The organism is Mesorhizobium sp. M0048 (genome assembly GCF_040323405.1).
Taxonomy (GTDB): Bacteria; Pseudomonadota; Alphaproteobacteria; order Rhizobiales; family Rhizobiaceae; genus Mesorhizobium.
This window is the reverse complement of sequence record NZ_JAMYUV010000060.1, coordinates 1-24,567: the sequence shown is the minus strand read 5'-3', so window position 1 is coordinate 24,567 and position 24,567 is coordinate 1. Positions and strand designations below refer to the sequence as shown.

18 protein-coding genes and 2 pseudogenes are annotated in these 24,567 nt (G+C 60.0%); 8 read left to right on the top strand and 12 right to left on the bottom strand.

The features are described from left to right. Nucleotides 1-7: 7 nt before the first annotated feature. Both NKJ84_RS29165 and NKJ84_RS29160 read right to left on the bottom strand, forming a co-directional pair. Nucleotides 8-910 (bottom strand): dihydrodipicolinate synthase family protein, encoded by a 903-nt coding sequence (locus tag NKJ84_RS29165; protein ID WP_352509311.1) that lies wholly within the window; start codon nucleotides 908-910, stop codon nucleotides 8-10. A gap of 52 nt (nucleotides 911-962) precedes the next feature. Beyond that, entirely contained in the window at nucleotides 963-2,195 is a 1,233-nt protein-coding gene (locus NKJ84_RS29160) for a trans-sulfuration enzyme family protein (protein WP_352509310.1), read from the bottom strand. A 73-nt stretch (nucleotides 2,196-2,268) separates the two neighbouring features. Between NKJ84_RS29160 and pdxR the strand changes: the two genes are divergently transcribed. Continuing rightward, nucleotides 2,269-3,774 (top strand): MocR-like pyridoxine biosynthesis transcription factor PdxR, encoded by a 1,506-nt coding sequence (gene pdxR, locus NKJ84_RS29155; RefSeq protein ID WP_352509321.1) that lies wholly within the window; start codon nucleotides 2,269-2,271, stop codon nucleotides 3,772-3,774. Between the two features lie 56 nt (nucleotides 3,775-3,830). On the opposite strand, the gene NKJ84_RS29150 is transcribed toward pdxR, so the two are convergent. Continuing rightward, entirely contained in the window at nucleotides 3,831-4,115 is a 285-nt protein-coding gene (locus NKJ84_RS29150) for a hypothetical protein (RefSeq protein ID WP_352509323.1), read from the bottom strand. A gap of 116 nt (nucleotides 4,116-4,231) precedes the next feature. Here NKJ84_RS29150 and NKJ84_RS29145 point away from each other — a divergent pair, with 116 nt between their 5' ends. Further along, complete coding sequence (locus NKJ84_RS29145) at nucleotides 4,232-4,939, top strand: B3/B4 domain-containing protein (RefSeq protein ID WP_352458254.1); 708 nt, start codon at nucleotides 4,232-4,234, stop codon at nucleotides 4,937-4,939. A 1,045-nt stretch (nucleotides 4,940-5,984) separates the two neighbouring features. Here the strand turns inward: NKJ84_RS29145 and NKJ84_RS29140 are convergent. Together NKJ84_RS29140 and NKJ84_RS29135 are read right to left on the bottom strand one after the other, a co-directional pair. After that, a complete protein-coding gene (locus tag NKJ84_RS29140; protein WP_352509309.1) occupies nucleotides 5,985-7,040 on the bottom strand; it encodes a cytochrome-c peroxidase in 1,056 nt (351 codons plus the stop codon). An 812-nt stretch (nucleotides 7,041-7,852) separates the two neighbouring features. Continuing rightward, the gene (locus NKJ84_RS29135) at nucleotides 7,853-8,101 is read right to left on the bottom strand and encodes a DUF982 domain-containing protein (protein WP_352509308.1); all 249 of its coding nucleotides are present in this window, start codon (nucleotides 8,099-8,101) and stop codon (nucleotides 7,853-7,855) included. A gap of 607 nt (nucleotides 8,102-8,708) precedes the next feature. On the opposite strand from NKJ84_RS29135, the gene NKJ84_RS29130 reads away from it, so the two are divergent. Further along, a complete protein-coding gene (locus NKJ84_RS29130; RefSeq protein WP_352509307.1) occupies nucleotides 8,709-9,179 on the top strand; it encodes a Ros/MucR family transcriptional regulator in 471 nt (156 codons plus the stop codon). Between the two features lie 227 nt (nucleotides 9,180-9,406). Here NKJ84_RS29130 and NKJ84_RS29125 read toward each other — a convergent pair whose 3' ends face one another. Further along, nucleotides 9,407-9,619 carry a cold-shock protein gene (locus tag NKJ84_RS29125; protein WP_023679670.1) on the bottom strand — a complete coding sequence of 71 codons (213 nt, stop codon included), beginning with the start codon at nucleotides 9,617-9,619 and terminating at the stop codon, nucleotides 9,407-9,409. Between the two features lie 413 nt (nucleotides 9,620-10,032). Here NKJ84_RS29125 and NKJ84_RS29120 point away from each other — a divergent pair, with 413 nt between their 5' ends. The 4 genes and pseudogenes from NKJ84_RS29120 (at nucleotide 10,033) to NKJ84_RS29105 (ending at nucleotide 15,526) form a co-directional block, all read left to right on the top strand. Continuing rightward, on the top strand, nucleotides 10,033-10,281 hold the full coding sequence (locus tag NKJ84_RS29120) for a hypothetical protein (protein WP_352509306.1): 249 nt from the start codon (nucleotides 10,033-10,035) through the stop codon (nucleotides 10,279-10,281). Between the two features lie 1,405 nt (nucleotides 10,282-11,686). Then, nucleotides 11,687-13,042 (top strand): M16 family metallopeptidase, encoded by a 1,356-nt coding sequence (locus NKJ84_RS29115; protein WP_352509320.1) that lies wholly within the window; start codon nucleotides 11,687-11,689, stop codon nucleotides 13,040-13,042. Between the two features lie 23 nt (nucleotides 13,043-13,065). Next, nucleotides 13,066-13,669, top strand: a pseudogene (locus NKJ84_RS29110) (M16 family metallopeptidase); the annotation flags it as partial. 381 nt (nucleotides 13,670-14,050) lie between these two features. Further along, nucleotides 14,051-15,526: an NAD-dependent succinate-semialdehyde dehydrogenase gene (locus tag NKJ84_RS29105; RefSeq protein WP_352509305.1), complete on the top strand. Its 1,476-nt coding sequence runs from the start codon at nucleotides 14,051-14,053 to the stop codon at nucleotides 15,524-15,526. Nucleotides 15,527-16,357: 831 nt separating this feature from the next. Here NKJ84_RS29105 and NKJ84_RS29100 read toward each other — a convergent pair. The 5 genes from NKJ84_RS29100 to NKJ84_RS29080 form a co-directional block, all read right to left on the bottom strand. Beyond that, entirely contained in the window at nucleotides 16,358-18,307 is a 1,950-nt protein-coding gene (locus NKJ84_RS29100; protein ID WP_352509304.1) for a class I tRNA ligase family protein, read from the bottom strand. Nucleotides 18,308-18,693: 386 nt separating this feature from the next. Further along, complete coding sequence (locus NKJ84_RS29095) at nucleotides 18,694-19,473, bottom strand: phytanoyl-CoA dioxygenase family protein (RefSeq protein WP_352509303.1); 780 nt, start codon at nucleotides 19,471-19,473, stop codon at nucleotides 18,694-18,696. A gap of 506 nt (nucleotides 19,474-19,979) precedes the next feature. Continuing rightward, nucleotides 19,980-21,242 (bottom strand): lysine N(6)-hydroxylase/L-ornithine N(5)-oxygenase family protein, encoded by a 1,263-nt coding sequence (locus NKJ84_RS29090; protein WP_352509302.1) that lies wholly within the window; start codon nucleotides 21,240-21,242, stop codon nucleotides 19,980-19,982. Nucleotides 21,243-21,534: 292 nt separating this feature from the next. Then, on the bottom strand, nucleotides 21,535-21,906 hold the full coding sequence (locus tag NKJ84_RS29085; protein ID WP_352509301.1) for an iron-sulfur cluster assembly accessory protein: 372 nt from the start codon (nucleotides 21,904-21,906) through the stop codon (nucleotides 21,535-21,537). Between the two features lie 696 nt (nucleotides 21,907-22,602). After that, nucleotides 22,603-22,854 (bottom strand): hypothetical protein, encoded by a 252-nt coding sequence (locus NKJ84_RS29080; protein ID WP_352509300.1) that lies wholly within the window; start codon nucleotides 22,852-22,854, stop codon nucleotides 22,603-22,605. Nucleotides 22,855-22,918: 64 nt separating this feature from the next. On the opposite strand from NKJ84_RS29080, the gene NKJ84_RS29075 reads away from it, so the two are divergent. Continuing rightward, entirely contained in the window at nucleotides 22,919-23,599 is a 681-nt protein-coding gene (locus NKJ84_RS29075; RefSeq protein WP_352509319.1) for an OmpW/AlkL family protein, read from the top strand. A gap of 373 nt (nucleotides 23,600-23,972) precedes the next feature. On the opposite strand, the pseudogene NKJ84_RS29070 reads toward NKJ84_RS29075, so the two are convergent. After that, nucleotides 23,973-24,122 (bottom strand): annotated as a pseudogene (locus NKJ84_RS29070) (ArdC-like ssDNA-binding domain-containing protein); the annotation flags it as partial. Between the last annotated feature and the right edge of the window lie 445 nt (nucleotides 24,123-24,567).

Below are 24,567 nucleotides of genomic sequence, written 5' to 3'. Positions count from 1 at the left end.
TCGCTGTTCACCGGTTGACATCCGATGGCAAGCGTTCCAACGCGGCGGCGATCTGGCGCTTCGCTGCTGAGGGCAGAGGCAGGATGGGACGCGGGGGGTCGGCACGGCAAATGTCGAGCAATTCGGCAAGTGCATAGACGACGCGAAGGCTCGAGAACTCCTTGAAGAGGCTCCAGAGCGGCGCAAGCGCGGCATCGATCCGTCGCGCTTCGGCCGCATCGCCCTGCTGCGCCGCTGTGACGATCTTTGTGCAGACCTCGGGCAGGATGCCCGCGAGGACGCTGTACCATGTGTCAGCGCCAGCGATCATGGCCTCTGCAGCGTTCCAGTCGCCGCTGTAGCCGATCGAGAACCCTTCCGGCACAGTGCGCCTCTGGTCGGCCAGATGGCTCTTGATCGCATCGCCCTTTTCTGTCGGATTCTTGATAGCGACGATCCCCCGCACCTTTGCCAGGCGGCTGACGAGTGCTGGGGTGAAACGGAAATGCGTCGTTCCTGGATTGTCGTAGATGACGATCGGAAGGCCACTTTCGCGCGCCACCGTGGAGAAATGTTCGAACACCTCGTCCTCAGTGAGCGGGGTGTAAGAGGCGGCGGCAAGCAACCCCGCGGCAGCCCCAAGGGCCTTAGCGTCCTGCGCGAGCCTCACTGCTTCGTCGGTGCGCAGCGCGCCCACACCCACCACGACCGGCATTTGTCCCCCGGTTTCGTCCAAGGTCTCGGCGAGCGCCCGTCGCCGTTCCTCGCGCGTCAGATACATGTATGTGCCGGTGCTGCCGAGAAGACCGATGGAATCGACCTGAGCGGCGCAAAGCCTGGCAATCAGCTTGCGCAGAGCAACGGTATCGACACGGCCGTCACGATCGGTCGGCGTGATGGGAAACGCGGAAAGGCCGCTCAGGAATGCCATGGCAAGGCTCCAGGTTTGTGCGTGAGCGCAGGACTGGCCGGACGACAAGTCATCACAAGGCGTCCAGAGCCCGCCGCAGGTCGGCGATTAGGTCATCGGCGTCTTCAAGACCCACCGAGAGACGCATGAGGTCCTCGCCGACTCCATCGGCCAGATGCGCATCCTTGCGGATCGGCTGACGAGCACGGGTCAGGCTTGCCGGATGATAGATGAGACTGTCGGCATCGCCGAGGCTGACAGCCCGGGTGATCAGGTTGAGCCGGTCCATCATCCGCCGCGCGCCCTCGAACCCAGCGTGGAGGCCAAAGGCCAACATGCCCGACCCTTGGGACATCTGCTTTCGCGCCGTCACCTGATCAGGGTGCGAGTCGAGGAAGGGATAACTCACCCATGCCACCGCCGGGTGCGCCTGGAGCGCCTGAGCCACCGCAAGGGCAGTGGCGCTGTGCCGTTCCATGCGCAGCGTGAGCGTCTTCAGACCGCGCAGGATCAGGAAGGCTGACATGGGCGAGAGCGCTGCGCCGGTGATGTAGCGCAGGCCCGTTTCGTGCAGCGTGCGGAGCGTTTGCGCGTCGCCGAGAATCGCCCCGCCAAGGGCATCGCCGTGCCCATTGATGTATTTGGTCAGCGAGTGGAGCACGAGGTCTGCCCCATGTTCGAGCGGCCGCTGGAGCGCGGGGGAGGCGAAGGTGCTGTCGACTGCAACCTTTACACCGCGCGCGTGGGCGCGCTCGGCAATGGCAGCGATGTCGCAGATGCGGCTCAGCGGATTCACCGGCGTCTCGAAGAAAACAAGCCGGGTCCGCTCGGTGATCGCGGCATCGAGATTGTGAGGATCGGACAGGTCGACCGCGACGACCTTGATGCCGAAGCGGGGGACCGCCTGTTCGACCATGGCAAGCGTGTTCGCATAAAGTGTCTTGTGGACGATGAGTTCATCGCCTTGGGACAGGAGCGACAAGATCAGTGTGCCGAAAGCCGCCATCCCCGAGGCAACGACCAAACCTGCCTCGGCTGCTTCCAGATTGGCGAGCCGTTGCTCGAGGATCTCCGTCGTGGGATTGTATTCGCGCGCATAGAGCCTTCCGCCAAGCGCGGCGGCGGCCTCGTTCGCTGCCACGCTTTCGAATCCATAGGTCGAGGTCAAGAAGACTGGCGGCTGAACGGCATTGGAAAAGCCGGCGGGATCGTAGCCATGATGGATCGCCCGAGTGGCGAATCCGGGACCGGTGTCGTGGAGCGACCGCGTGAGAGCATCGGTTTCGGATTGATAGGAACGGGTCATTCGGCCTCTAGATCTTTCTTGGGTTTCCGAAAGATTGACGGCAAACTGGCCAATGTGAAATATCCAGTTGGCGATGAAAAAGATGGTCCAGTCTTCAAGCGCCGGTTCTGCAGGTCGCTCGCACGCGATGGGTGCACGCCAGATTTACGAGGCCCTTCGCGAGCAAATCCTCGGCGGCGTCTACGAAACCGGTAGTCAGCTGCCGTCCTCCCGAGGCCTGGCAAATGACCTTGGGGTTTCGCGAACGACGGTGACGGTCGCCTATGAGCAACTGACCGCGGAAGGTTTTATCGAAGTCCGTCAAGGCGCACGACCTCGCGTTGCATCCTCGCTGATCGGTCCTGAGACGAGCCGCACTGTCGCGAAACGAGTCGGCCCGGTTCATCTGTCCGCCTATGGCGAACGACTGCGCGTTATGCCGCCCTGGCCGGATTATCTGCCGACTGGACTGAAGGTCGATTTCCGCTATGGCGACCTGGCGCCGTCAGACTTCCCCGCATTGGTCTGGAAACGTGCGATGAACGAGGCGATGGGGCAGCGCCCGTTGCGTCTTGCCTATGACGATCCTCGCGGCTCGCGCCGGCTGCGCCAGGCGCTCCAGGGCTATCTCTGGCGCGCCCGAACCCTGAGCTGCGACCGCGAGCAGATCATCATCGTCAACGGTTCGCAGCAGGGCCTCGATCTGTGCGCTCGCCTGCTTCTCGATCCCGCCGACCGCTTCGTCATCGAGGACCCGTGCTACAGGATGGCGCGTCAGGTCTTTGCCAGTACGGGTGCCTCGCCCGTCCGGGTCACCGTCGACGAGGACGGGATGAAGACGGAGTTGCTGGCGGGGATCGGGGCGCGACTGGCCTATGTCACGCCATCGCATCAGTTTCCGCTGGGCGGCGTCATGCCGATCACGCGCCGCCACCAGCTTCTGGAATGGGCGCGGCACAACAATGCCTACGTGATCGAGGACGACTACGACAGCGAATATCGCTACGACATCAATCCGGTCCCTCCGCTGCACAGTCTCGAGGACCACGGGGCTGTCATCTACCTCGGCACGATCTCCAAAACGCTCTCGCCGATGCTGCGTATCGGCTACCTCGTCGTCCCGCCGGAATTGCAGGAGGTCTTCGCAACCGCCAAACAATTCGCGGACCGGCATTCGCCGGTGGCTGAACAGGAGGCTCTGGCTTCTTTGATCGAGAGTGGCGGCTACGAAAGCCATGTGCGGCGCGTGCGCAGGCTGAACGGCGAGCGTCGGGGGACGTTGCTGGGCGCCTTGCGGCGCAGCTTCGGAGATCGCATCGCTGTCCAGGGAGCAGAGGCCGGTCTGCACGTCGTCGTTTGGTTCGACGAACTGCCGCGATCGCGGGAAACGACCCTGGTCGAAGCCGCCCGAGGCGCGGGCCTGGGGCTACACCTGATCTCGCCCCTTTACGAGCGGCAGTCGGACGAAGGCCACATCGATCGCATGGGGCTTGTCATGGGCTATGCCGCCTTGAGCATTCGGCAAATCGAGAAGGGCGTTGAGATCCTGCGAGCGGTTGTCAAGCAGGTGCAAGACGCGTTGCCGGGACACGGTGGCTAAAACGGCGGGGACGTGGCGTGCTGGCGAGGAAACCGACCCTTGGGCTGAACCGCATTTCATTGCAAAGCCAACTGGACTGGGAAAACGCTATGCAACTGGTGCTGTTGATCAGGCCAGTTTGGCGGCAGATTTTCGTGCGAGACGAATTTCCGAGAGCGATGCATAACCGGCAAGGAAAGCTGCTTCACATCCATATCGCGCCCGCTGCCTTTTATGAAATGGAGGATCTGGCGGAGGCGTAGCTTGTTGCCGGCCGAGGCGGGCTCGAGCACCCGCAAGAGATAATCGACGATCTCTACCAGGCCTTGTCCACGGCCGAATGATGGAATTATCCAGCGCATGGTGCGGCATGCACCATGCCGATGCCAGAAGATCTGGACGCTCGACAACCACCTTTCTTCAAACATTTCCCGAACGACCCGCAGCGCAAAGCCTCCCCATGAGAAAAGAGCATCCCATGTCTTTCACGCCATTGATTGCCCCCGAGATCAAGGCCCGCTACCCGGATTTTCATCTGATCAGCATTGTGGTGCGGAACGCTGAAATCGACGTGCCGGATGCACAGGCGTTGAACGACACGATTGCGGCGGCGGAACAGGCGGCGCTTCGCGATGACGCCCAAAGGGACGCGCATCTTGCGGCGTGGGCCGTTGCCTACGAGGCGTTCGGCACAAAGGCCAATCGAACGCCGTGCTCGGCCGCCGCGCTTCTCAAGCGGGTGCGGAAAGATGGCTCTCTCCCGCGGATATCCCCACTGGTTGATGCCTACAATGCCGTCAGCGTGTTGTATGGCGTTCCGATTGGCGGGGAGGATCTCGATCTCTACCAGGGGGTCCCGAGACTTTTAATTGCGAAGGGAGCGGAGCCATTCGACACGATCCAGCAAGGTGAAATGGTAACCGAGCATCCTGAACCGGGCGAAGTCATCTGGTGCGATGATGCCGGTGTCACGTGCCGCCGCTGGAACTGGCGGCAGGGGCGGCGCACCATGGTCACGGTCGATACCCGCGCCATGTGGCTCGTGCTGGAAGCCCTCGGCCCAATGTCAGCTAAACAGATGACGGCCACCGGAGAGCATTTGATGGGACTTATCCAAGCGTTGTGCCCGGGTGCGCGAATCGAAACCGCGCGAATCGACGAGTCCACTACATCTCGTGTTCCTTAGGGCATGGCCCCATCTTTCGGAGAAACACCCCACTCAGCCCTGTCCGGATCTGGCGCTCCTTGCTCGCTCCGCTGGCCTACACAGTTGATTGCGAACGACCCAGAACGGCTCTCGAAAACGAGCGTCGAACGAAATCAGATCACTGCTTGTTCTCCCTTAGCGTTGTTTGGCGTACTTTTATCGCGATGCCTCCAGTGGGGATGGTCCAAATTGCGCAAGCTCGGTCGAGTGATCGCGGAGAAGCTTAATGTCGACTACATCGAAATTCATGGAGCGGTACGGACAACGGGTGCGAACCCGGGACGTCGTCCCGGTGTCGTCAGGCTCTCCCGTCCGACTGAGCCTCAGTTTTCTTCACGGCGCGAATACTCCTGAGGCCGCCCGGATTCCCGTTAAGAGACAGCTGCCGCTCAGGACGGCCCACGCGATACTCACGGAGATGGTCGATCACAGCAAGGCGTTCGTGACGGTTCCTTGCGTCGACGACCTATTGGCACTGAAGAATGAACTGTCGTCCGCAGGCGTGATCGCGAAGGTTCATGCGCCGCGGCCGATAAGTGTTCGCGAAGTCCGGGATCGCACGAAGCTCTCTCAGGAGGCATTCTCCGTGCGGTATGGCCTCGATCTGGCAACGCTTCGAAACTGGGAGCAAGGTCGCTCGAAACCGGATGCAGCGGCGAATACTCTCCTTTGGACCATCGCCCGGAATCGGAAGCAGTCGAAGAATCGCTGGACATGGAGGACGGAGTGGCTGCCCCTTCGCCCTAAGGGGGCCGATCACTTCGGCGCGCGGCAATTCGGCCGCCAGCGCGATGGCCGGCCGCCGCGCGGTATCGACAGCGCGCGAGCCTCATGCGTCAGACGCCTTCCTTGGCATGTCGCACGCCAGATCCCAAACATGATTCCATCGCAACGAGCTGGTAACGAAAGCAGTGTCTGCACTTTGGAAACGAGCCATTTGCGTTCTCATGGACGTCGCGACTCGTCTCGTCCAGTAAAAGTCGCAATCATTGTCAATTGCGATGTTCCGCAGTCAGCTGGCCGTTTATTTTCCTAAGATCTGCGTTATAGGCCGGGGTGTTGTCGCCGTTTCGGCGGGTAAGATGGGATAGGCGACCTCGGGTGCCTTTCCGGTCAGCGAGTTGAGGAAGGCAACAAGCAGGTCGACTTCTTCGTCCGCCAGTACCACGCCAAGCTGGGTGGTTCCCATGATGGCAACGGCCTGTTTCAGATCCCAAACCTTGCCCGAATGAAAGTATGGCGCGGTGAGTGCAACGTTGCGCAGCGGCGCCACGCGGAAAACATAGGAATCGTCGGCTGCATTGGTGACCGCAAATCGGCCCTTGTCTTTTTCCGGCAGGACCTCGGCGCTGGGCTGTTCCACGAGGCCGAATGGGTAATAGGCTTGCCCACCAACGTTGATACCGCCATGGCAGGACGAGCAGCCTTTGTCCATGAAAAGCGCCAGGCCCTGTTTCTGTTCGGAAGTCATGGCGGCGTCATCGCCATTCAGGAAACTGTCGAAGGGGGCCGGCGTGACCAGTGTCGCCTCGAAGGCTTCGATTGCCTTGGCGAGGTTGTCGAAGGTGACCCGATCGGCTTCAGCCGGAAAAGCTGCATCGAACCACTCGACATATTGCGGCATGGACTTGAGCGTGGTGATGACTTGGCCCGGTGTATTGGCCATTTCGATCCCGGCTTGGACCGGTCCCTTCGCCTGAGCCTTCAGGTCTTCGGCACGACCATCCCAGAACTGGGCGATGTTGAAGACAGCGTTCAGTACAGTCGGCGCGTTGCGCTGTCCCTTCTGCCAACCATGGCCGATCGAGGTTTCGTGATTGTCGTCGCCGCCGGTGGCCAGGTTGTGGCACGAGTTGCACGACAAGACGCCTGACGCAGAGACGCGTGGATCGAAGAACAGTGCCTTGCCGAGAGCGATCTTTTCCGGGGTGATCGGGTTGTTGACGACTGCCGGCGTGGTGGGTGGCAAAGCCTTGAAAGTGGCCATTGCCGTTTCTCTGAGGTCTGCGGGGATCGAATCCGCAGCAAAGGCGGTGGCCGTCAGCAAGGGGACAGCCATCGTACTGAATAGGATTTTCATAAATGATCTCGCTGCGTCGTGCACGCAGCCACTCTGGGATATGCGGCTCATGAACGCCCTGCGCTAGATCAGTTGCGGGAGAGGACCGGGGGTCTGACACCTGTTTTTGCGGCAGAGCTTGGACCGTCCCGGAATTGAACGCTCTTCTCGACTGGATTTTGGGAGGCGGAGGTCGCTGCTCGGCAAGCGGCGGCGCCGGAGCCGTGCTCCGGTTCTCTCTGCGCCTTCAAACTATGAAGAAATCGGGGCCGCCACCGTGTCAGATTCGGTTGGGGGCCGGTTATCTGTTCCGCAGCAGGTCCTGCTCGACTTCCGCCTGCCTTCGTCAGATCGACGTGGGCCCAAATCGATCCGCGATAGTGTCTCGTAGCACCTTTGCGGGACGATCTTATTTCGACTGTAGAGGGCCGTTTCGGGTGAGCAAAATTACACAAATTTCAAAGGGCGCCCGAGTAGCTGTTTTGATTGGCTTGTGAGGCCTATAGCCTCCATCGAGCGAATATTGGCAGACGACGGAGCACAATTTTGGCTTCGTTTATCATCTTGCTTCAATGGGACAACTTCTTTGCAATAACTACACGGCAATTTACCGTCACGAATTTGAGAGAACCAAGTCCCACGCAGTGGTTTCACATCGGAAACATTGCAGTCCTGCCGCGAGAAGCTGATTTACAAATACAACAAGATGATTAATATCGCCATAGGGCGCAAAATATTGTTTGTTCGCTATAGTACGCTCCAGATGCCGGCAAAATCTCGATACAATAACTTCGTCGGCGTACCCGCTCCAGCCTCACATACGACTGCGACGCCTATACTTGCGCTTTTCCATTGCCCGACATGCAGGCAGCGAGCCATTGCATCGCGGAGGCTGCATCCTCCAATATGGCGACCTGTTCCCCAAAGCAGAAAAAAGTCTTGCGCGCTGCGCTCGCAGGTATTCGTCCGTTGTATGCATCAAAGCACGCCCTGAGGGCGGCTTCGTAGATCCGGTCTCTGCGATCTTCTGGCCATTCGTTGAGAAAATCGATAGCATCCGCAGGACTGGCAATCTCTTGCACGATGTGCGCTGCACGCCTTACGAAAAGTGGGCTGCTGAAAGTCCCTGAGCTCATTCGTTCTTCCCGACCTGCTGAACCGCTCGTTTGCGTGAACAGGCGCCTTCTCCCGCCCACCTTTGCGGAAGGTGCTGTCACAGCGATAGCGGTTCAATGGCAAAGCAGCGGCGTTATGTCCTCGGTTTACCAGCGGGCCAATCCCTAACATCCTGCTGCGAGGGCGGCTCCCCGGATGATGAATCTACATCGTTTCGACCATTGCGAATCAACCCTTGATACTTCCTTCACGCGCCACCAGGAAGCGGCCACTGCTCGGCCACCGATTTCACAGCCAAAGAGAGGATGGCGAAACAGAAATAGCCCGCTTCGTTTCGAGATTACTGGTCATTTGGCGCAAAGCTTACGGCCGAGACGCGCCTGAAAATGCGCAAGGACCGCGGCAGGTCGCCAACAACGGGCGGATCAACGGTCACGACGGCGGATACCGCGCCATAGATCTCGCTGGACGAGCATCGCAATAATCGTGTCGAGACCTTTGTTGCTTTCAGCGGCGACCGCCACTATGAAGCGACGCTTCGCCGACTGTGTTTCACGCCGCCCGGAGAGTTTCATGACAGAAGAAGCCGAAAAAAACATCGACACCCTCATCGAGCTCACGGCCGATGTCGTCTCAGCCTATGTCTCCAACAATCCGATCCCGGTGGGGGATCTCCCTGCCCTCATCGGCCAAGTGCACACGGCTCTGAAAGGGACGGCCGGAGGTGTCTCTGCAGAAGAGCCGGTTGCCCTTACGCCTGCAGTCCCGATCAGGAAGTCGGTGACACCGGACTACATCATCTCCCTTGAGGACGGGAAGAAATTCAAATCGCTAAAGCGCCATCTGTCGACCCACTATGGGCTAACGCCGGATGGATATCGGGCCAAATGGGGCCTGTCGGCGGATTATCCCATGGTCGCGCCGAACTACGCCGCGGCGCGCTCGTCATTGGCCAAGACAATGGGGCTCGGCCGCAAACCGAAAGCGCCGGAAGCGCCGGAGCCGGCGCCGACGAAGCGAACCCGCAAGAAGGTCGCGGCTTGATTTCGGCAATGGAGATTCGTTCTGGAGCGTTGCAGCCATCGGCTTAATCTGCGCGTCATATCGTCATATAAAAAGGCGGGGCCAACCCCGCCATCCTTTTTTGTTTCATGAGGAATTCGCGACGCCTGCAGCAATCTGCTGCCCTCAGTTTTTGCTCGCTCCTATCGAGCGGCCGTGAGGACCTCCGGACCTACGCGCCCACTCTTGCCAGGACGCAGGAGAAAATTTCAACCAGCTTTGCTGAGGCTGCCAGCGGAGGATTTGCCAGTGCGGCGGTCCTGCTCGATCTCATAGTTGATCTTCTGGCCGTCAGCGAGGGTCGAGAGGCCCGCGCGTTCGACAGCGGAAATGTGGACGAAAACATCCGGACCGCCATTGTCGGGCTGGATAAATCCAAACCCCTTGGTGCTGTTGAACCACTTTACCGTTCCAGTCGGCATATACGTATTCCTTTTTAACAATTGCAACGCGGGCAGGCCATTAGGGCCAGCCCGATTCATAGCCGAAACTTAGGCGCAGCAGAACGAAAAATTTCAAGGCCCGGCTTGATTGGTCGGCGGCAACTGGCGCACTCCATCGCGACCGCCTACAGCCAGCAGGCTCTGGCATGGCCCAAAGCACCCGATCTTCGAGCGCTCCCGCCACGTGCTACGGCTGGTCCTTGGAGACCGATCACGGGACGTACGACCTGCCGATGCTCGTAGAATGCGCTGACGTCGACCCAACTACATCGCGCACTAAGCGCCCTCGCCGCGTGACGCCTTATTCGTCGGGCCACCAGGTCAACGGCTGGGTGGTTCACGGGCCCACCTTCGTGCATAACCCCTTGGCAAGCGCTTGAAGGAGTTTCGCATTGGATTATTTCAAGACGATCGAGGGTCTAATCGATGCGGCCAGCGCGGATGCGATCGATAAGGCGCGCGTTTTGCTGGATCAGTTCAAGGGTAAGTCAGAAACAATCGCCCAAGCGATCGACGACTTCCTGCTTGATTTGATGACCTTTCTGTTTGTGGTAGAAGCTACCCACGAGCGGTTCCACAAACCGGCGCGGCGGTTGGCGCGCATCAGAATGAGCAGGATCAGGCTATTGTTGACTGGATAGCCTTAAGCTCAGAGGCCGCCCCGATTAGAGAGGCCTTTGCAGCAGGCGCCAGGCCATCTTGCCGCATGAGGCCGGCGGAAGATGCGGACTGCTGAAAATAGACGGTAAGCTGCGATGCCTACCTGCCGCAAGGGCATCGCCGTTTACACGCGAACCCGCTATGCGGATCAGTCTGATCGGCCCTATGCCGCGCGCTACATAGGCCGATCCGCACAGCAAAGCGATGACGGCCCAAGACTATTTTGATGTCATCGGATTTCAAGATGGCCATAATCTCAAAAGCCCATTTGACGAACCTGCGATGTTGACGGACCTTACCTGTAATCAGCCTCCGACAACGGGTCTGTTTGAAATCAATGACGGTGGCTTGTAGGCGGCCGGCAAAACTTTTTCGTGACGTTGCTATATTTGCACGTCTCAGTTTGGGATCGCAGATGGCTCTGACAAAGTCCCGTTCTCTTGGAGTCCTGACGCTCGAACGAGGGCTGGCCTCCAGCGACACGCCGTCGCTAGGACCGCCCGGTTCGCTGGTGAATCCGTCAACATTTGACTTTCGGATCATCTGGGAAACTGTGTCCGGCGCTTGGGCGGAATCTGTTTTCTCCTCAAGTTCGACCAAGGCCCCACGCAAACGATCCCTGTCCCGCAGCAACTCATCACGCTCAACGACTTCGGGCAAGCTCATCCGCCAAAAGCGCTCAACGCATCCTTCTTTCTCGCCTGATGTCCTACGATCTTCGTTTCCAGCGCCTCGCGAATATTCCCTAACTGTCGCAGATCCTTGATGAGATCCGTCTTCGCGCGCGAAAAGGCTCCACGCGCTCGAACCCGCCACGCTCCTGTCTCCTCTGCCGTTCAGCCTCGACCCTGGCGTGCCTGTCGAGGACAGCCTTTCCGCTGGGGCGACCAACAGCTAAATTCTCACTCACTCAGTGCAGCGGCTATTCGAAGCGCATCCTATGCCGCTCCCCCGGCAGCGGGCCCAATCGTCTTCCGAACGAAGGAGATATCGTCCCAAGCCGCGCGCGCGTCGCGTTCGGCCCTGTCCGATGTCCGACAATGTCGAATACGCAACTTGCAGCGCCCGATTTATCGCATGCCTCGAACGGTTTTCTGATCTGGCGCAGTTCATGCCTAGTCATCCGCAAACGCGTCACGCACCAAGGAGAAGTCGCCCCCCATGATCAAATCACCAAGAAATACCGCCGCAGGTCTCCTGGGTCCAACCAAAGACGAGGCTCGAGTAAGGCCTAGCACCATGAAGACGGTTGCTCATCTGGCTCGGCGCTGCCCGCCGATCCTCCCACTGGGGGAGACGAGGACGCAGCGCCTTCATCAAAATGAGGAACAAATCACTTTGCCTCGAACCTTGCCTTTCGGCCAGCCACCACAACGGGAGCCATCGATCAAACTTCGGTCCCCCTGGCTGCGCAAGGCATTCATTGCCACCGCGCTGGCCCTGGTGACGACCGCTCCGGCTCCGGCCGCCACCGACGACGGCAAAGTGACGGATTTCCTGCTCGACAACGGCATGGAAGTGGTCGTCATCCCCGATCACCGCGCGCCGATGGTCATTCATATGGTCTGGTACAAGATCGGCAGCGCCGACGAGCCACCGGGCAAATCCGGCATTGCCCATTTTCTCGAGCGTCTGATGTTCAAGGCGACGACCAACCACGCCGCCGGCGAGTTCGACCGAGCCGTCTCAGCCATCGGCGGCTCGGAGAACGCCTTCACCTCCTACGACTACACCACCTTCCTTGAGACGGTGGTGCCTCGGGCGCTCGGTGAGATGATGGGCTTCGAGGCCGATCGCATGTTCAACCTCATCCTCAACGACGATGATATCAAGACCGAGCGCGACGTGATCCTGGAGGAGCGCCGTTGGCGCAGAGAGACGAACCCGCAGGCTCTGCTGGACGAGGAGGTCAACGCGACGTTGCGGCAGAACCAGCCCTACCGCATTCCGGTCATCGGCTGGATGCAGGAGATGGAGAAGCTGAACGGCACCGACGCATTCACCATCTACAACAAATACTACCGACCGAACAACGCCGTACTGGTGGTGGCCGGCGACGTAGAGCCTGAGACAGTGAAGGCGCTGGCCGAGAAGACCTATGGCAAGGTTGTGCGCGGGCCGGACCTGCCCCCGCGCAAGCGCCCGGTCGAGCCGGAGCAGAACACCAGGCGCACAGTGACGCTGACCGATGCGCGCGTTTCCGTGCCGAGCTTTTCCACTCAATGGGTGGTGCCGTCCTATCATACGGCAGAGCCCGGCGAGGCCGAGGCGCTCGACCTGCTGGCAGAGATCCTCGGCGGCGGCAACCGCAGCCGGCTCTATCAGGAGCTTGTCGTCAAGCAAGGCATAGCCTCGGCGGCCGGCGCCTTCTTCCAGGGCACCATGCTAGACGACACGAATTTCACCATCTCCGGCTCGCCGCGCGGCGATGCAAAGCTCGTCGATCTCGAAGCGGCGGCCGTTGCCGAAGTCGCCCGGATCGCCAAGGATGGCGTCACCAGCGACGAGCTGGACAAGGCCAAAGACCGCTATATCCGCTCGGTTTTTGCGCACGACGAGCTGGACCATATCGCCAATATTTATGGCAAGACGCTCACCACCGGTGGCAATGTGAAGGACGTGCTCGAGAGGCCGGACCGCGTCCGCAAGGTCACCACCGACGAGGTCAAGGCGGTCGCCGCGCGTTATCTGGTGCTCGACCATTCGACCACAGGCTATCTTTTGCAACAGGCGGGGAATTGATCATGAGTTCCATCCCCATGCGCATGCGCCGCCCGGTCTTCCCTTCACCCCTTGTGGGAGAAGGGAAGACCTGGCGCGCCTTCGCCACCCTGTTCCTCTCCATCCTCTTCCTCATCGTGCCGGCGCTCGCCGCCCGCGCGATGAATATCCAGGAAGTGAATCGGCAAAGGGCACCACCGCCTGGCTGGTCGAGGATCATACGGTGCCGATCATCGCCATCCGCTTCGTCTTCGACGGCGGCACCGCGCAGGACCCGGCCGGCAAGGAACGCCTCGCCAATCTAATGACCGGCCTGTTCCACGAGGGCGCGGGCGATCTCGACAGCGACGCGGTCCAGGTCAAGCTCGACAATGCCGGCTTCGAAATGAGCTTCGGCGCCCAACGCGACGGCATCAATGGGTCGATGCGCATGCTTTCCGAACAACAGGATGCTGCTATCGATCTGCTAAGGCTCGCGGTCAACAGGCCGCGGTTCGACCAGGAGACGGTCGACCGCATCCGCGCCCAGCTTTCTGCGGCATCATCGCCAATGAGCGCGACCCCGAGACGATCGCCCAGCGCAAATGGCGGCGCGCGATCTACGGCACGCACCCTTATTCGAGGCCGGACGAAGGTACCAAAGTGAGCCGTATCTGCTTAAACGCGCGAGGAGCGGTTTTCGCGGGCCTTGCCAGGCATTTGCCGGTTCAGGCGGTCGATTATTGGGGTGCGCTCCTCCTCAGGCCAGCCTCTCTTCGAGTGGATAGAGGACGCCGATCGTGGTCCGCAGATTGTAGGCGCAGGCCCCCACCATCCACTCCGCGCGGATGGCGAAGCCGATGTCCGTTGTTCAATCGTTCGACTAGTAGAACCGCGAGGCATCTTCTAGCGAATTCAGGTATTCTCCCATTCCAGTTGGGTACCGTGGTCTACTAGCTGTCTGGCCGAGGCCCTATAAGGAACCTGGACGTCGCGGAGTACACACCGCACCTGCTATATAGACCTGCTGCGTTGAGGAGGAACCCGGTATTGCCCCTGTGCCTGCCGATGATCCGTCACCTGAGATCCCGCGACCTGTTTGGACCCATTGATCGCCTGCCGGCACTTGGCACGCCGATTAGCGAGCGGACATTCCAGGTCCTCAACCCGTCGACTTGCGAAGTGCTGGCAGAACTACCCGACATGGGTGTCGAGGAGACATGCGCTGCGATCGACAAGGCCTATGTCGCGCAGCCTGGATGGGCAGGGTTGACCGCACGTGAGCGCAGCGACGTTCTATGGCGATGGCATCAGTTGATCATCGACCACGCCGACGATCTCGCCGCAATTCTCAGCGCGGAGATGGGCAAGCCGCTTGCCGAAGCCAAATCGGAGATATCGCATGCTGCGGCGTATCTGCAATGGTACGCCGAGGAGGCCAATCGCGTCTATGGCGAGACGATCTCCGCACCATCGACGGACCGCCGAATGCTGGTGATCAAGCAGCCCATCGGGGTCGTCGGGACGATAACGCCGTGGAATTTCCCGGCCTCGATGGTGGCGCGCAAAATCTCGCCAGCCTTGGCGGCGGGCTGCACGATCGTCCTCAAGCCCGCTGAACAGACGCCGCTCGTGGCGGGAGCAATGTTCGCCCTCGCCCATCAGGCTGGCTTTCCCGAAGGCGTCGTCAACCTGATCTATGCGTCCGAAGGTGACGCGGTCGGCCGCGAACTTTGCACCAATCCCAAGGTCCGCAAGATCAGCTTCACCGGGTCGACTGAGATCGGGCGCCTTCTTATGCGCCAGTGTTCGGACCAGATCAAAAAAGTCAGCCTTGAGCTCGGCGGCAATGCACCTTTCATCGTCTTCGATGATGCCGATATCGATGCCGCGGTTGACGGTGCGATCCAGGCGAAGTTCCGCAATGCCGGCCAGACCTGCGTTTCGGCGAACCGCCTTTACGTCCAGTCGGGCGTTCACGACGAGTTCGTCGAGAAATTCGTGCAACGGGCTCGCCAACTTCAAGTTGGTGACGGTTTCGCTCCCGGAGTGGACATCGGACCGCTCATCGACAAGCACGCTTTGGCCAAGATCGAATCCCATATTGCCGATGCCGTCGCCAAAGGCGGCGCAATTCTATGCGGGGGCAAACGCATCGGCACGAATGGCACGTTTTTCCAACCGACAGTACTGACCGGTGTCTCCAGCGAGATGACCGTCGCGCAAGAAGAGACATTCGGGCCGCTGGCACCGATTATTCGCTTCAAAGATGCGGATCAGGTCGTGCGTGAGGCCAACGACACGATCTACGGCCTCGCGGCCTACTTTTATGCCTCCAACCTGAAGCGTGTCTGGCGTGTGGCCGAGGCCTTGGAATATGGAATGGTCGGGGTAAATACCGGCCGGATGTCTTCAGAAGCGGCGCCGTTCGGTGGGATAAAACAGTCCGGCATCGGGCGGGAGGGATCCCGCCATGGCCTCGAGCACTACCTCGAAATGAAATATCTCTGCATGGGCGGCATCTGAATTTTCGGCTTGCAGGGTTCACAGACCGGGTAACCTAGCGAGCGATCTCCAAATATGTGAATTGTAGGATCGCTCCTCGATTGGGAACTGAGGGGCGGCTCCGTACCCGAGCAAACACGCAATCCTGAAGGAGCACCCTGGCTGGACTTATCTCTCGACGAGACAAGCGTCTGCATTGTCGGCGAAGACGGCGTGCATGTGACGGAGGATACGCTTGCGAGGGATTTGGCGGCCCTCGCCGACTATCTTCAGGCGACGGGCTGTCGTTGCGCGGGTCTGGTTGGAAGCTTGTGCACCATCGCGATCGTGAACGCTGGTTGTGCGCAATATCCGGTTTCTGGGGCAGAATTTTGAACCTGCTACCTTCCGATTGTCAGTAGCTCAGTTGTTCTTCGGCCGACTGCCGCGCCAGTACAGGCTCGGACAGTATCGAAGATACCATCAGGCAGGCGTGCGCATTCGACATTTCCGGTGATCGGCGCACGATCCAGGGCGCGCCAGGTTGACCAAGCGCCTCGAACCGCATGACAGTCTTGACCGGCTGGAGGACGGGAATCCCGCGATGCCGAAGAGGTTGGTCAGCGCAGTCGAGCCCACACGGCATTTGCGGCACGAAACAGCAAGGGCTGGGAAGCGATCGGCCGAGCGGTCCTCGAAGGCGCGGGCCAGGGTGTCGACGATGCGTTGGTTCAGGTCCGCCAATCTGTTCTCTACCGCCAGATGGCGGCTTCGGTCGCCAGTGACAGCGAGTAAAGATATTTGGCATCATCGGCTTTGATTGCCGCGCAGATCTGGTCGAGATTGGGATAGCTCACTGGTGCACCTTTGGGCTCAAAGGGCTTCCTCCTCACCGAGATGAGGATTGCCGGATTTGGCGTAGAACACCAACACGGGTCCGAGATCAAAGCGCGTCCCGGGCGCAAGGCGCTGGACGGACCGGGGCCATGTTTCGGTTGAGACGCCATCGATGCCTCGCGCCAGCGTTCTGGCGAATCGGGGCATCAGCGGAGCGAGTGTCGGTGCCAGGATCGCAGCGGCCGTCGTCTGAAGGGCTAGCGAAGTCCGATTGCGGGCGGGATAGAAACGTCGCGCCGCCGCATAGTCTCGCGCCCGACGGTAGATCACGCAATCGCGCACGAAATCGCAGACCTGAGCGGCCGCGCGCCGGACCGAGAAGCCTCCGTCCGAATAGGCGCGCTCCATCGCTGCGCGATAGGTCTCTATCCGAGCAAAGAAGGCGCGGTCGGCCGGGCTCCAGTCGCCTGCATCGGGTACACGGCCGGCAAAATCCTGCTTGATTTCCTGGTTCAACGCATCAAGCCAGTTCAGCCAAACCCCTTGGAACACCTCGTTCTCGGTGCGGCGCAGCGCGTCCAGCGTGAAATCCGTCCGCTCACCTTCCGGGCGTGTCAGGCCCAAATGGAGGCGCACGACGTCGACTGTCTTTGGGCTCAGAACCTCCTTGCCCCAGACCGCATGGCGGCAGCTGGTTGAGAACTTTTTGCCGTCGAGCAGGTAGAACTCGTTGACGTGATAGTGGATGCGTGGCGTCCAGTGGGAGAAGACCTCGGCGTAAAGAGCGGGGTAGAGTAGCGCGTGGTAGAACGAATTGTCGAAGCCGAAGAAATGGACAATCTGCCAGTCGTTGCCGGGCATCTCCGCCTTCCAGTCGCGACCCAGCAAGCGGCCGAGCGCCTGGATGTTGTAAAGAAAACCGAAGGCCATTTCGGGCCAGACCCAGATCACTTGCCCCGGGAACCCTTCGGCCGGCAGGCCCCAGTCCGAGGGGTGGGTAATGGGCACTGAAAAGTTGCCGCGTCGGCGTAGGCGCGCAAAGAGATCCAAGATCCGTAGCGGGACGCCCGACGCCCTTAGATGCCGGTCGATATTGTCGTAGCATCGGTGCAAGGCAAGTTCCGGGCGGCGGACGGAGCCGACCAGCGGCGCCTCGGCAGACTGCCGTGACCGGGCTGCACCCAAGTCGTGGCAAAGGTTTGGGGCGCCGCATTCCTCGCAGATATTGCCACCGGCGGAGCCGCCGCAATCGGGGCAGAGGCCGCTAACATGCGGCTCGTAAAGATAGTGGCCTGTCACAGCATCGAAAAGCGCAGGGCTCTGACGCAGATCTACCGCCGTGCTGCTCAGAAGACTGCGGAAACACGCGGCTTGAAACTCGCCGTAACCGTCATCGCCCATTGTGGGTTGGAAGCTGTGGACGTCACAATCGAGAAGTGCAAGCGTGGCGCGAATCTCGTCCGCGTAGTGGCGCGCCACGTTTGCAGGCGTCGATTGATCGGCATCGGCGCGTGTCGTGACGTAGCTCTGGTTGTCATCGCTTCCAGTGAGGTGATATGCTTCAACTCCTTTCATGCGCAGGAAACGAGTATAGACGTCGGCGCCGAAATAGGGGCCAGAAAGATGCCCCAGATGCAGATCGCCATTTGGCGTTGGCGGCGTGGAGAAGACGAAGATCGGCCCGCGTGGAGCCGTGGTCTTTGCAGCGGCATCAAGGGCGGCCTCGCCGTCTCGCCAGTAGACATCGACGAAATCTAGGTCTTCGTTTCCGTCGTTGCGCAGCACATGCGCTTCAAAAGGGTGGAACAGAACGACATCGCCCGCCTCGACCGAGATTTCCCCACGGTCGGTCGTGACCTTGCCCGATCCTGACAGGATCACGAAGGCCTCGATTTCGTCGTGCCGATGGGGCTCGGATGCAACGCCCGGTGCCACCCTACCGAACGAAAACCCCGTGCCGGCGCTTCCCGTTCCAAGCGTGGCCATGTCGATACCGAACGCCCGCGACAGCTCCGTTCGAGAAAGCGTAGATTTCCGCATGACAAACCTAAGCAGTTGAAACAGTGGCATCTCCGGCTGCCAACGCAACAGCCTCTTGTGCAAGTTGCGCAGAGAAGCGGCAGCCCAACCCCTTGGCGGCCCCGGCCAGAATAATGCGGCTCTGGGCCGCCAGGCGGGCGACGAGGGGGCCGCCAGTCGGGCTGTAGGCGTCTTAGAAGACCGCCCTGCGACCTCCACAATCCACGTGCCGAAATGTCGTAACGGGCTGCGGTCGATGCTCCGCGAGCCCGCAAATCAGAACGCCATACTCTCCGCGCATTTTTGAGCGGTCGATCAGTTTCGTGTGCATGCCTCCGCCTGGCTGCGTGAGCTCAATCGCGATAGAAAATGCCATTTGGGGGCTTGAGTTTGTCGAGATCGGCCACTTTGCCCTCGGGCGGGTTAAGCGCGCGCTTAAGCACGTTATATTCAGCGCGGGTCGGTCCACCGGTTGAAGCACGCTGGAACACCAAGTAGAGTGTCCGCCGCGAACGATTGCTTTTGTTCGGTCGTGAGTAGTGCGGTGCGTAATCGTCGAAGATGAAGATGTCGCCAGCCTTCCATACTACGGGTTCCCAGGAGAACATTTCGGCGACTTGAGGATCGATCACCCCACCGGCATCCATGGGAAACACCCCCTTCTTGTGGTTGCCGGGGCTGAAGAAAAGCCCGCCGTTTTCCGGGTCGGAGTCGTCGATGCCTATGGCAACCACCGCATGGACCATCCGGTCGGGGAGTTTGTGTGGAATGTGATAAATGTCCTGATGCGGGAGATAGCCGCCGCTGTCTGGGTAGTGGAAAATAAGCAACTCCTTGAGCCTGCGCGAATCTTCGCCGAGCAAATCATCGACCGCTGACTGTATGCGCTGATCTTCTAAGAGCAAACGACGCAATGGATCATGGAAGTCGAGAAAATTCTCGATCTTGGAGATGATCTTTCGATTGTCCGTAGTCTTCTCGAACCACATGAGCCATTTATCATCGCTGACATCCCAGCGTGATATATCTTCGACAAAAGTAGAGATATCTTCCTGATCCGCTGGAGCAAAGAACCTTTCGAGCCTGACGTATCCGTCTTTCTGCCACTTGTCTCTTTGTGCATCAGTCAACATGCGAAAAGCCTCCTGTTGGAAAAGACTGGTTGGTCGGACATCCCAATTAGGGCAGTCGGGCGCTGGGCAAGTTGCGGGTCCACGGAGACGGACTCACGCATGTGGGACGGCGATGCTAAGTGCGTTCCGCTCCGACGGATTTTGTCCGCAGAAGCTCGGCGCGAGACTGCCTATGTCAGGCTCAGCCGGGTCCAGGGGTTCCGTAAACTGGGCCGGATCAATCGGTTCACCCGGTCCAGCCACGACACGCATCGCTAAAGGCCGGCACCATCCGCTGACCGCCGACCCAGCGATGGCCGCCAAGACCACGGCGCTCTTTCCAGTGAGCGCCCTGGTACGGTCTTGACAACCGTAGGGCAAATGCACGCCACCAGAATAATGCGATGCGCCGCTTGGTCCAAGGGCTTGTTCGGTCACGGTGATATCGGAGAAGCCTCCGGCCCTCGCCGCAGCGGAGGCGGACATCATTCCTAGGATGCCACCGCCGATGATCAAAAGTGTACGAGTCATATCCCGCTGCCCATTTCTTCGGCTGCGGGGTCGGGCCAGCTCTCGATCGAGGTATGGCTGATGAAGCCAGGATGCTCGGGGTTCGCGCATGGCGCGCGCCCAAGAAGGCTATCGAGGATGCGGCGCGCGCGCCAGGCCAGCAGGCTTAGGTTCGGATCGGCCAGGCCGCGCTGCCCGAGGCTCGCGTTTTGTACGAAGATGCGTCTGCCACGCGGTCCGTCCCAGCTCACCGAAAAATCCTCGCGAATAGCTAATTCATTGTCGATCTGCTCCAGCCGGTGCGCGATGGGTTCCAAGAAGTCTGGCACCGCGTTCTCGTAGCCGGTGGCCAGGATGACGATGTCAGCCGTGACTTCTTCGACTTCGTCCATGCCGTGCTGCAGGGTCAGCCTGTGACCCGGTCCGGCGTTGATGCAGTGCGAGACGGTGCAGCCCGGTCGCAGTGTGATGTCGCATCGGTTTAGCTCGACAAATGCGTGGCGGTACAGCGCCTGATAGATCGCGCGCAACGTGCTTTCCGAAATGCCGTCCGAGGCAAGCACGAAACGCCGCAGGAGCAGCTTACGCTGCGACTCGCTCATCGCCGCGAAACGATCCGAAAAGCAGGGCATGAACAACTCGTTTGTGAACGGGCTGTCGTCGAGAGGCAGGTAGTTCTCACGCTGCGAGACCCAAGTGATCGAGGCAGGCCGCCGTTCTTTCGGCAGGCCGACAAGGTGCAACATCACCTCGGCTCCCGACTGGCCTCCGCCAACCACGCAGACATGCTTTCTCCGCACCTCAGGCTGGATGTGCAATAAAACAGATGAGTGGAACAGGTTGCGTCCAGTCCAGCCCTGAAACTGAGGCGGAATTTGCGCCTGCTTGCCAATGCCGACCACGACGTTTCTAGCGCCGAAAACCGCCTTATCCGTCCGCACCCGAAACTCGCCGTCAAAGCGGATTTCGCGCACCGTCTCGCCGCCATGGACAAGTGGGTTCCTGTGGAAGACCCAGTTCAGGTATTGCTCGAACTCAACTCTGAGCACGGCTTCGAACTGTGCGTTCAGGAAGTGATACAGACGCCCGTTCTCGTGCAGGAAGTTCACGAAAGTGTAGGCTGATCGCGGATTCACCAGCGTGACCAGATCCTTGAAGTGGCTGACCTGGAGCTCCGAGGAATCGAATGCGATGCCTGGATGCCAGCGGAAGTCGACCTGCCGATCCAGGAACAGTGCCCCTTGCCCAACTTGCTCGTGTATCTGACACGCAAGGCTCAAATTGGACGGCCCAGCACCGACCCCAACGCAAGATAACTCCACTTGCTTTCCTCCTATAGAGTCTTCCCACTAGGCGGCTTGTTCGCGGCAAATATCGGCCATAGCCATTGGGCCCCCTCGCGGACGTTTTCGAGCCCCCGGTGCCGACGGATTTGCGAGAATTTGTCCAGCGCGTTCCGGTTCGTCGAATGTAGACCCGAGCATTCCAGCGCGGTGACAATCGACGGGTCATGCCGGCGACGTGGGGCAACGACGTATGTCCTTTCCGCCCGTCTGGATGCCCGCGTCGCCGTCACGCGAGGAGCTTTCCAGGCCCATTAAGGTGTTTGAAGCCGGCGCAATCGCCCGCCTCGACCATGACGCGCCGGCCTTTCGCCGGCTTGGTGGCAGGCAAGAGCGCGGTTTTCATTTCGGCGATGGCATTTTCGGTGCGCATGATCATGGAGGAGGTCTCGCTGATGCGTTCGCAGAACCCCATGCATGGGCCGTGCCAGAGAAGGAAAACTTTATTTAACAATGGGTTGGCGGATTTGCGATCCTGTCGGAAATCCGACATTGAGGGACCCTCACGGCGCCGCTCGATTTGCACGTCGATGTCGCCTTTTTCCGAATAGCTAATCGGGCACTTTCTGCACCAGAATACTTCTCTTATGGAGACCAGCACGAAGTCTTCATGAACGGTCAGTGCAGAACCTTGTGTCTCTGCCGGACAGATCGCGATGTGCCTCTCCCATCGAGGTCGGCAGTTGCAAGAGCTGCCAGATCCTTCGCCCTACGTTGCACTGGCTCGATCCCGACATCCTCGGAGGCCGCGATCATGAAGTCATGAAGAGTGACGCTATCTCATGTCCACCGCGAGGCCTCTCTCAGGGGAAGCAATTCTCTATGTTGGTGTCGGATCGATGCTCTTGATGAGATGGTTGCGGATGGGCGCATGCCCAGACCTAAGCGCATCAATGCTTTGCGCGATAGGGACCTTCACCAACTGGATTGTCGAATCTCTGTAAAGATAGCCGGAAGACAATTGCGTTATGGCCACTCTGCCGGTTCCAAAAGCACGTGCGCCATTGGGTCCCTGCGACTCAATCCAGGCGGAGGGATGAGGCCGCAAAGCAGCCTTTTGCGCGCCCACCGGTGGGGCCAAGATGGAGCCATCGTAAAACGCAGCTATTCGATGATCGCCGCCGCGGAGTCTTCAGGCTGTGCCACGCCCGACACCGGCGACGTAGTGGTCGTCGATGGCCCCGTCGCCGATGTCGATCCGAAGCTCGGGCAGTTTCGCGGTGAGCTTCACTGCTTATTCCGCAGTGCCCACCGAGTGGCACAGGAGCACAGGAGCACAGGAGCACAGGAGGTTCTATCAGGCGGTCACGGCTGCGTTCGTTGTCGGATCTCCGACGATGTCGGACATTAGACACAGCGCCATCAGGGTGATCGCATTGTTATGAAATGATTTTCTCATTTGGCACGACACCTGCAGCGCAGTCCGCAAAACGCGCTGCGGCACGGAAAGAGGAGAAATCATCCCATGATCATGCGCGCCGAACATGCGGTCGCGGCCGCGAAGCAAACTGGGCATGAGCGCTCCGCCAATATCAAGCAATTCGAGCAAGATTTTTCGTAATTCAGTCCACATTTCTGAAGAACAAGGAGAGAATATCATGGCGAGAAACCAAATGCGCGCGGCGTGGGGAGTAACAGCGGCCGTTGTCCTCATTGTGATGGGACAGCAGGCCGTCGCGGCGGACCTTGCGCAAGCGGCGAGCGTCCCGCAGGCGGGAGCCTCGGTCACGGAAGCGCCAAGCCCTTGGCAGATCCGCCTGCGTGCCTTGGGGGTCGTCACTGAGGATTCGGGCTACGTCAATGCAGTGCCCGGCTCCGATCTTTCGTATTCGAACACCGTGACGCCGGAACTCGATATCTCCTATTTCTTCACGGACAACATCGCCGCCGAGCTCATACTCGGCACCACCTATGCAAACATCGGGGGCCAAGGTACGATCGGCGGGCTGGGCAATATCGGCAAGGTTTGGCTGCTGCCGCCTACGCTCACATTGCAGTATCATTTTACCGATTTCGGCGCGTTCAAGCCCTATGTAGGCGCCGGCGTGAACTACACGATCTTCTATAACCAGGGTGCCGGCCGTGCCGATGCTCTCAAGGTTAAGAATACGTTCGGCACCGCGCTGCAGGTCGGATTCGACTACATGGTGGATCAGCACTGGGGCGTCAACTTCGACGTGAAGAAGCTTTTCCTCAAGCCAGACTTCGACGTCACGGTCGACGGCGCGAAGCTGACGGGAAAGGCGGAGCTCGATCCCTGGTTGATAGGCGCAGGTGTCACCTACCGCTTCTAACAACAAAAGGTGAAAGCGGCTGCTGATAGCCGATCGGAAATGAAGGGCGCCTCGTGCGCCCTTTTTTACGGTCGTCCCTGCCCGGGCGACACTTAAAGAAGCCGTTGTCTACGGGCGGCCGCCCTCCTCCAGCGACCAAGAAGGTACCCCTGGTCAATGCGGCCTCGACTAACGCCTGAAATGGACGTGCTTAGATGCGCTTCGGATCAGGAGGGCTGTTGGGTATTGTTGATGGAATGCCCGGCATCAGTCTCCCGGACGTCATGTCAGTGCTATGCGCCTGCGTAAGGCAAGCACGGAGCTCTGACGCCGACAAGACGCCTTGTTCAGCCATGCTGCGACAGCTGCTGTTCTTTTGCTGCAGGAGCGGTGGCTGGCGCCCAGAGGATGCATTCCTCGGCAGGCCAAGGCCTGCCCTTGCGCTGCCCCATGGCTTGACCCATGGCACGGTGCCGCGCTCCAGCTCGGCAATGATGCGGTCTGTGATCTCCTGATAAAGGCTGGCGCCGGGGCGCCCGCCCAATTGAGGGCGCTGTCATGAAGCCGGCATGATCAAAGTACTTTCTTCCATCCGCCGGGATTGATCGCTCCCGGCCGATCCGGGGCGAACGAACCTCCCACCCCACTTGGCCCAAAATGCCGCCCGGAAGATTGGTCGCGTTCCCCTGAGCCTTACCGACGAAAGCGGGATGTTGGTGCAGCTGCCACTGTGCAGCGACCGTATGTGAGTTGGACCGGTGTTGTCACCGCGCCAAGACGACAGGCTCGGACCTTGGATCACAACGCATCGAGGTTGATATGCGAAGACAGCCTTGACGACAAAGTCCCCATGTGAGCGGGGTGGGCGGCGAGTCGCGTCCGGAAAGGCCCGCCGTGGGAGGCGGAGCGCATCCGAAGGACCGGAACGAAGAGGAGGACCCTGAGCGGCACGCGAAGGGTTGCGGGCTGCCGCGGCGGGCCTAGAAGGG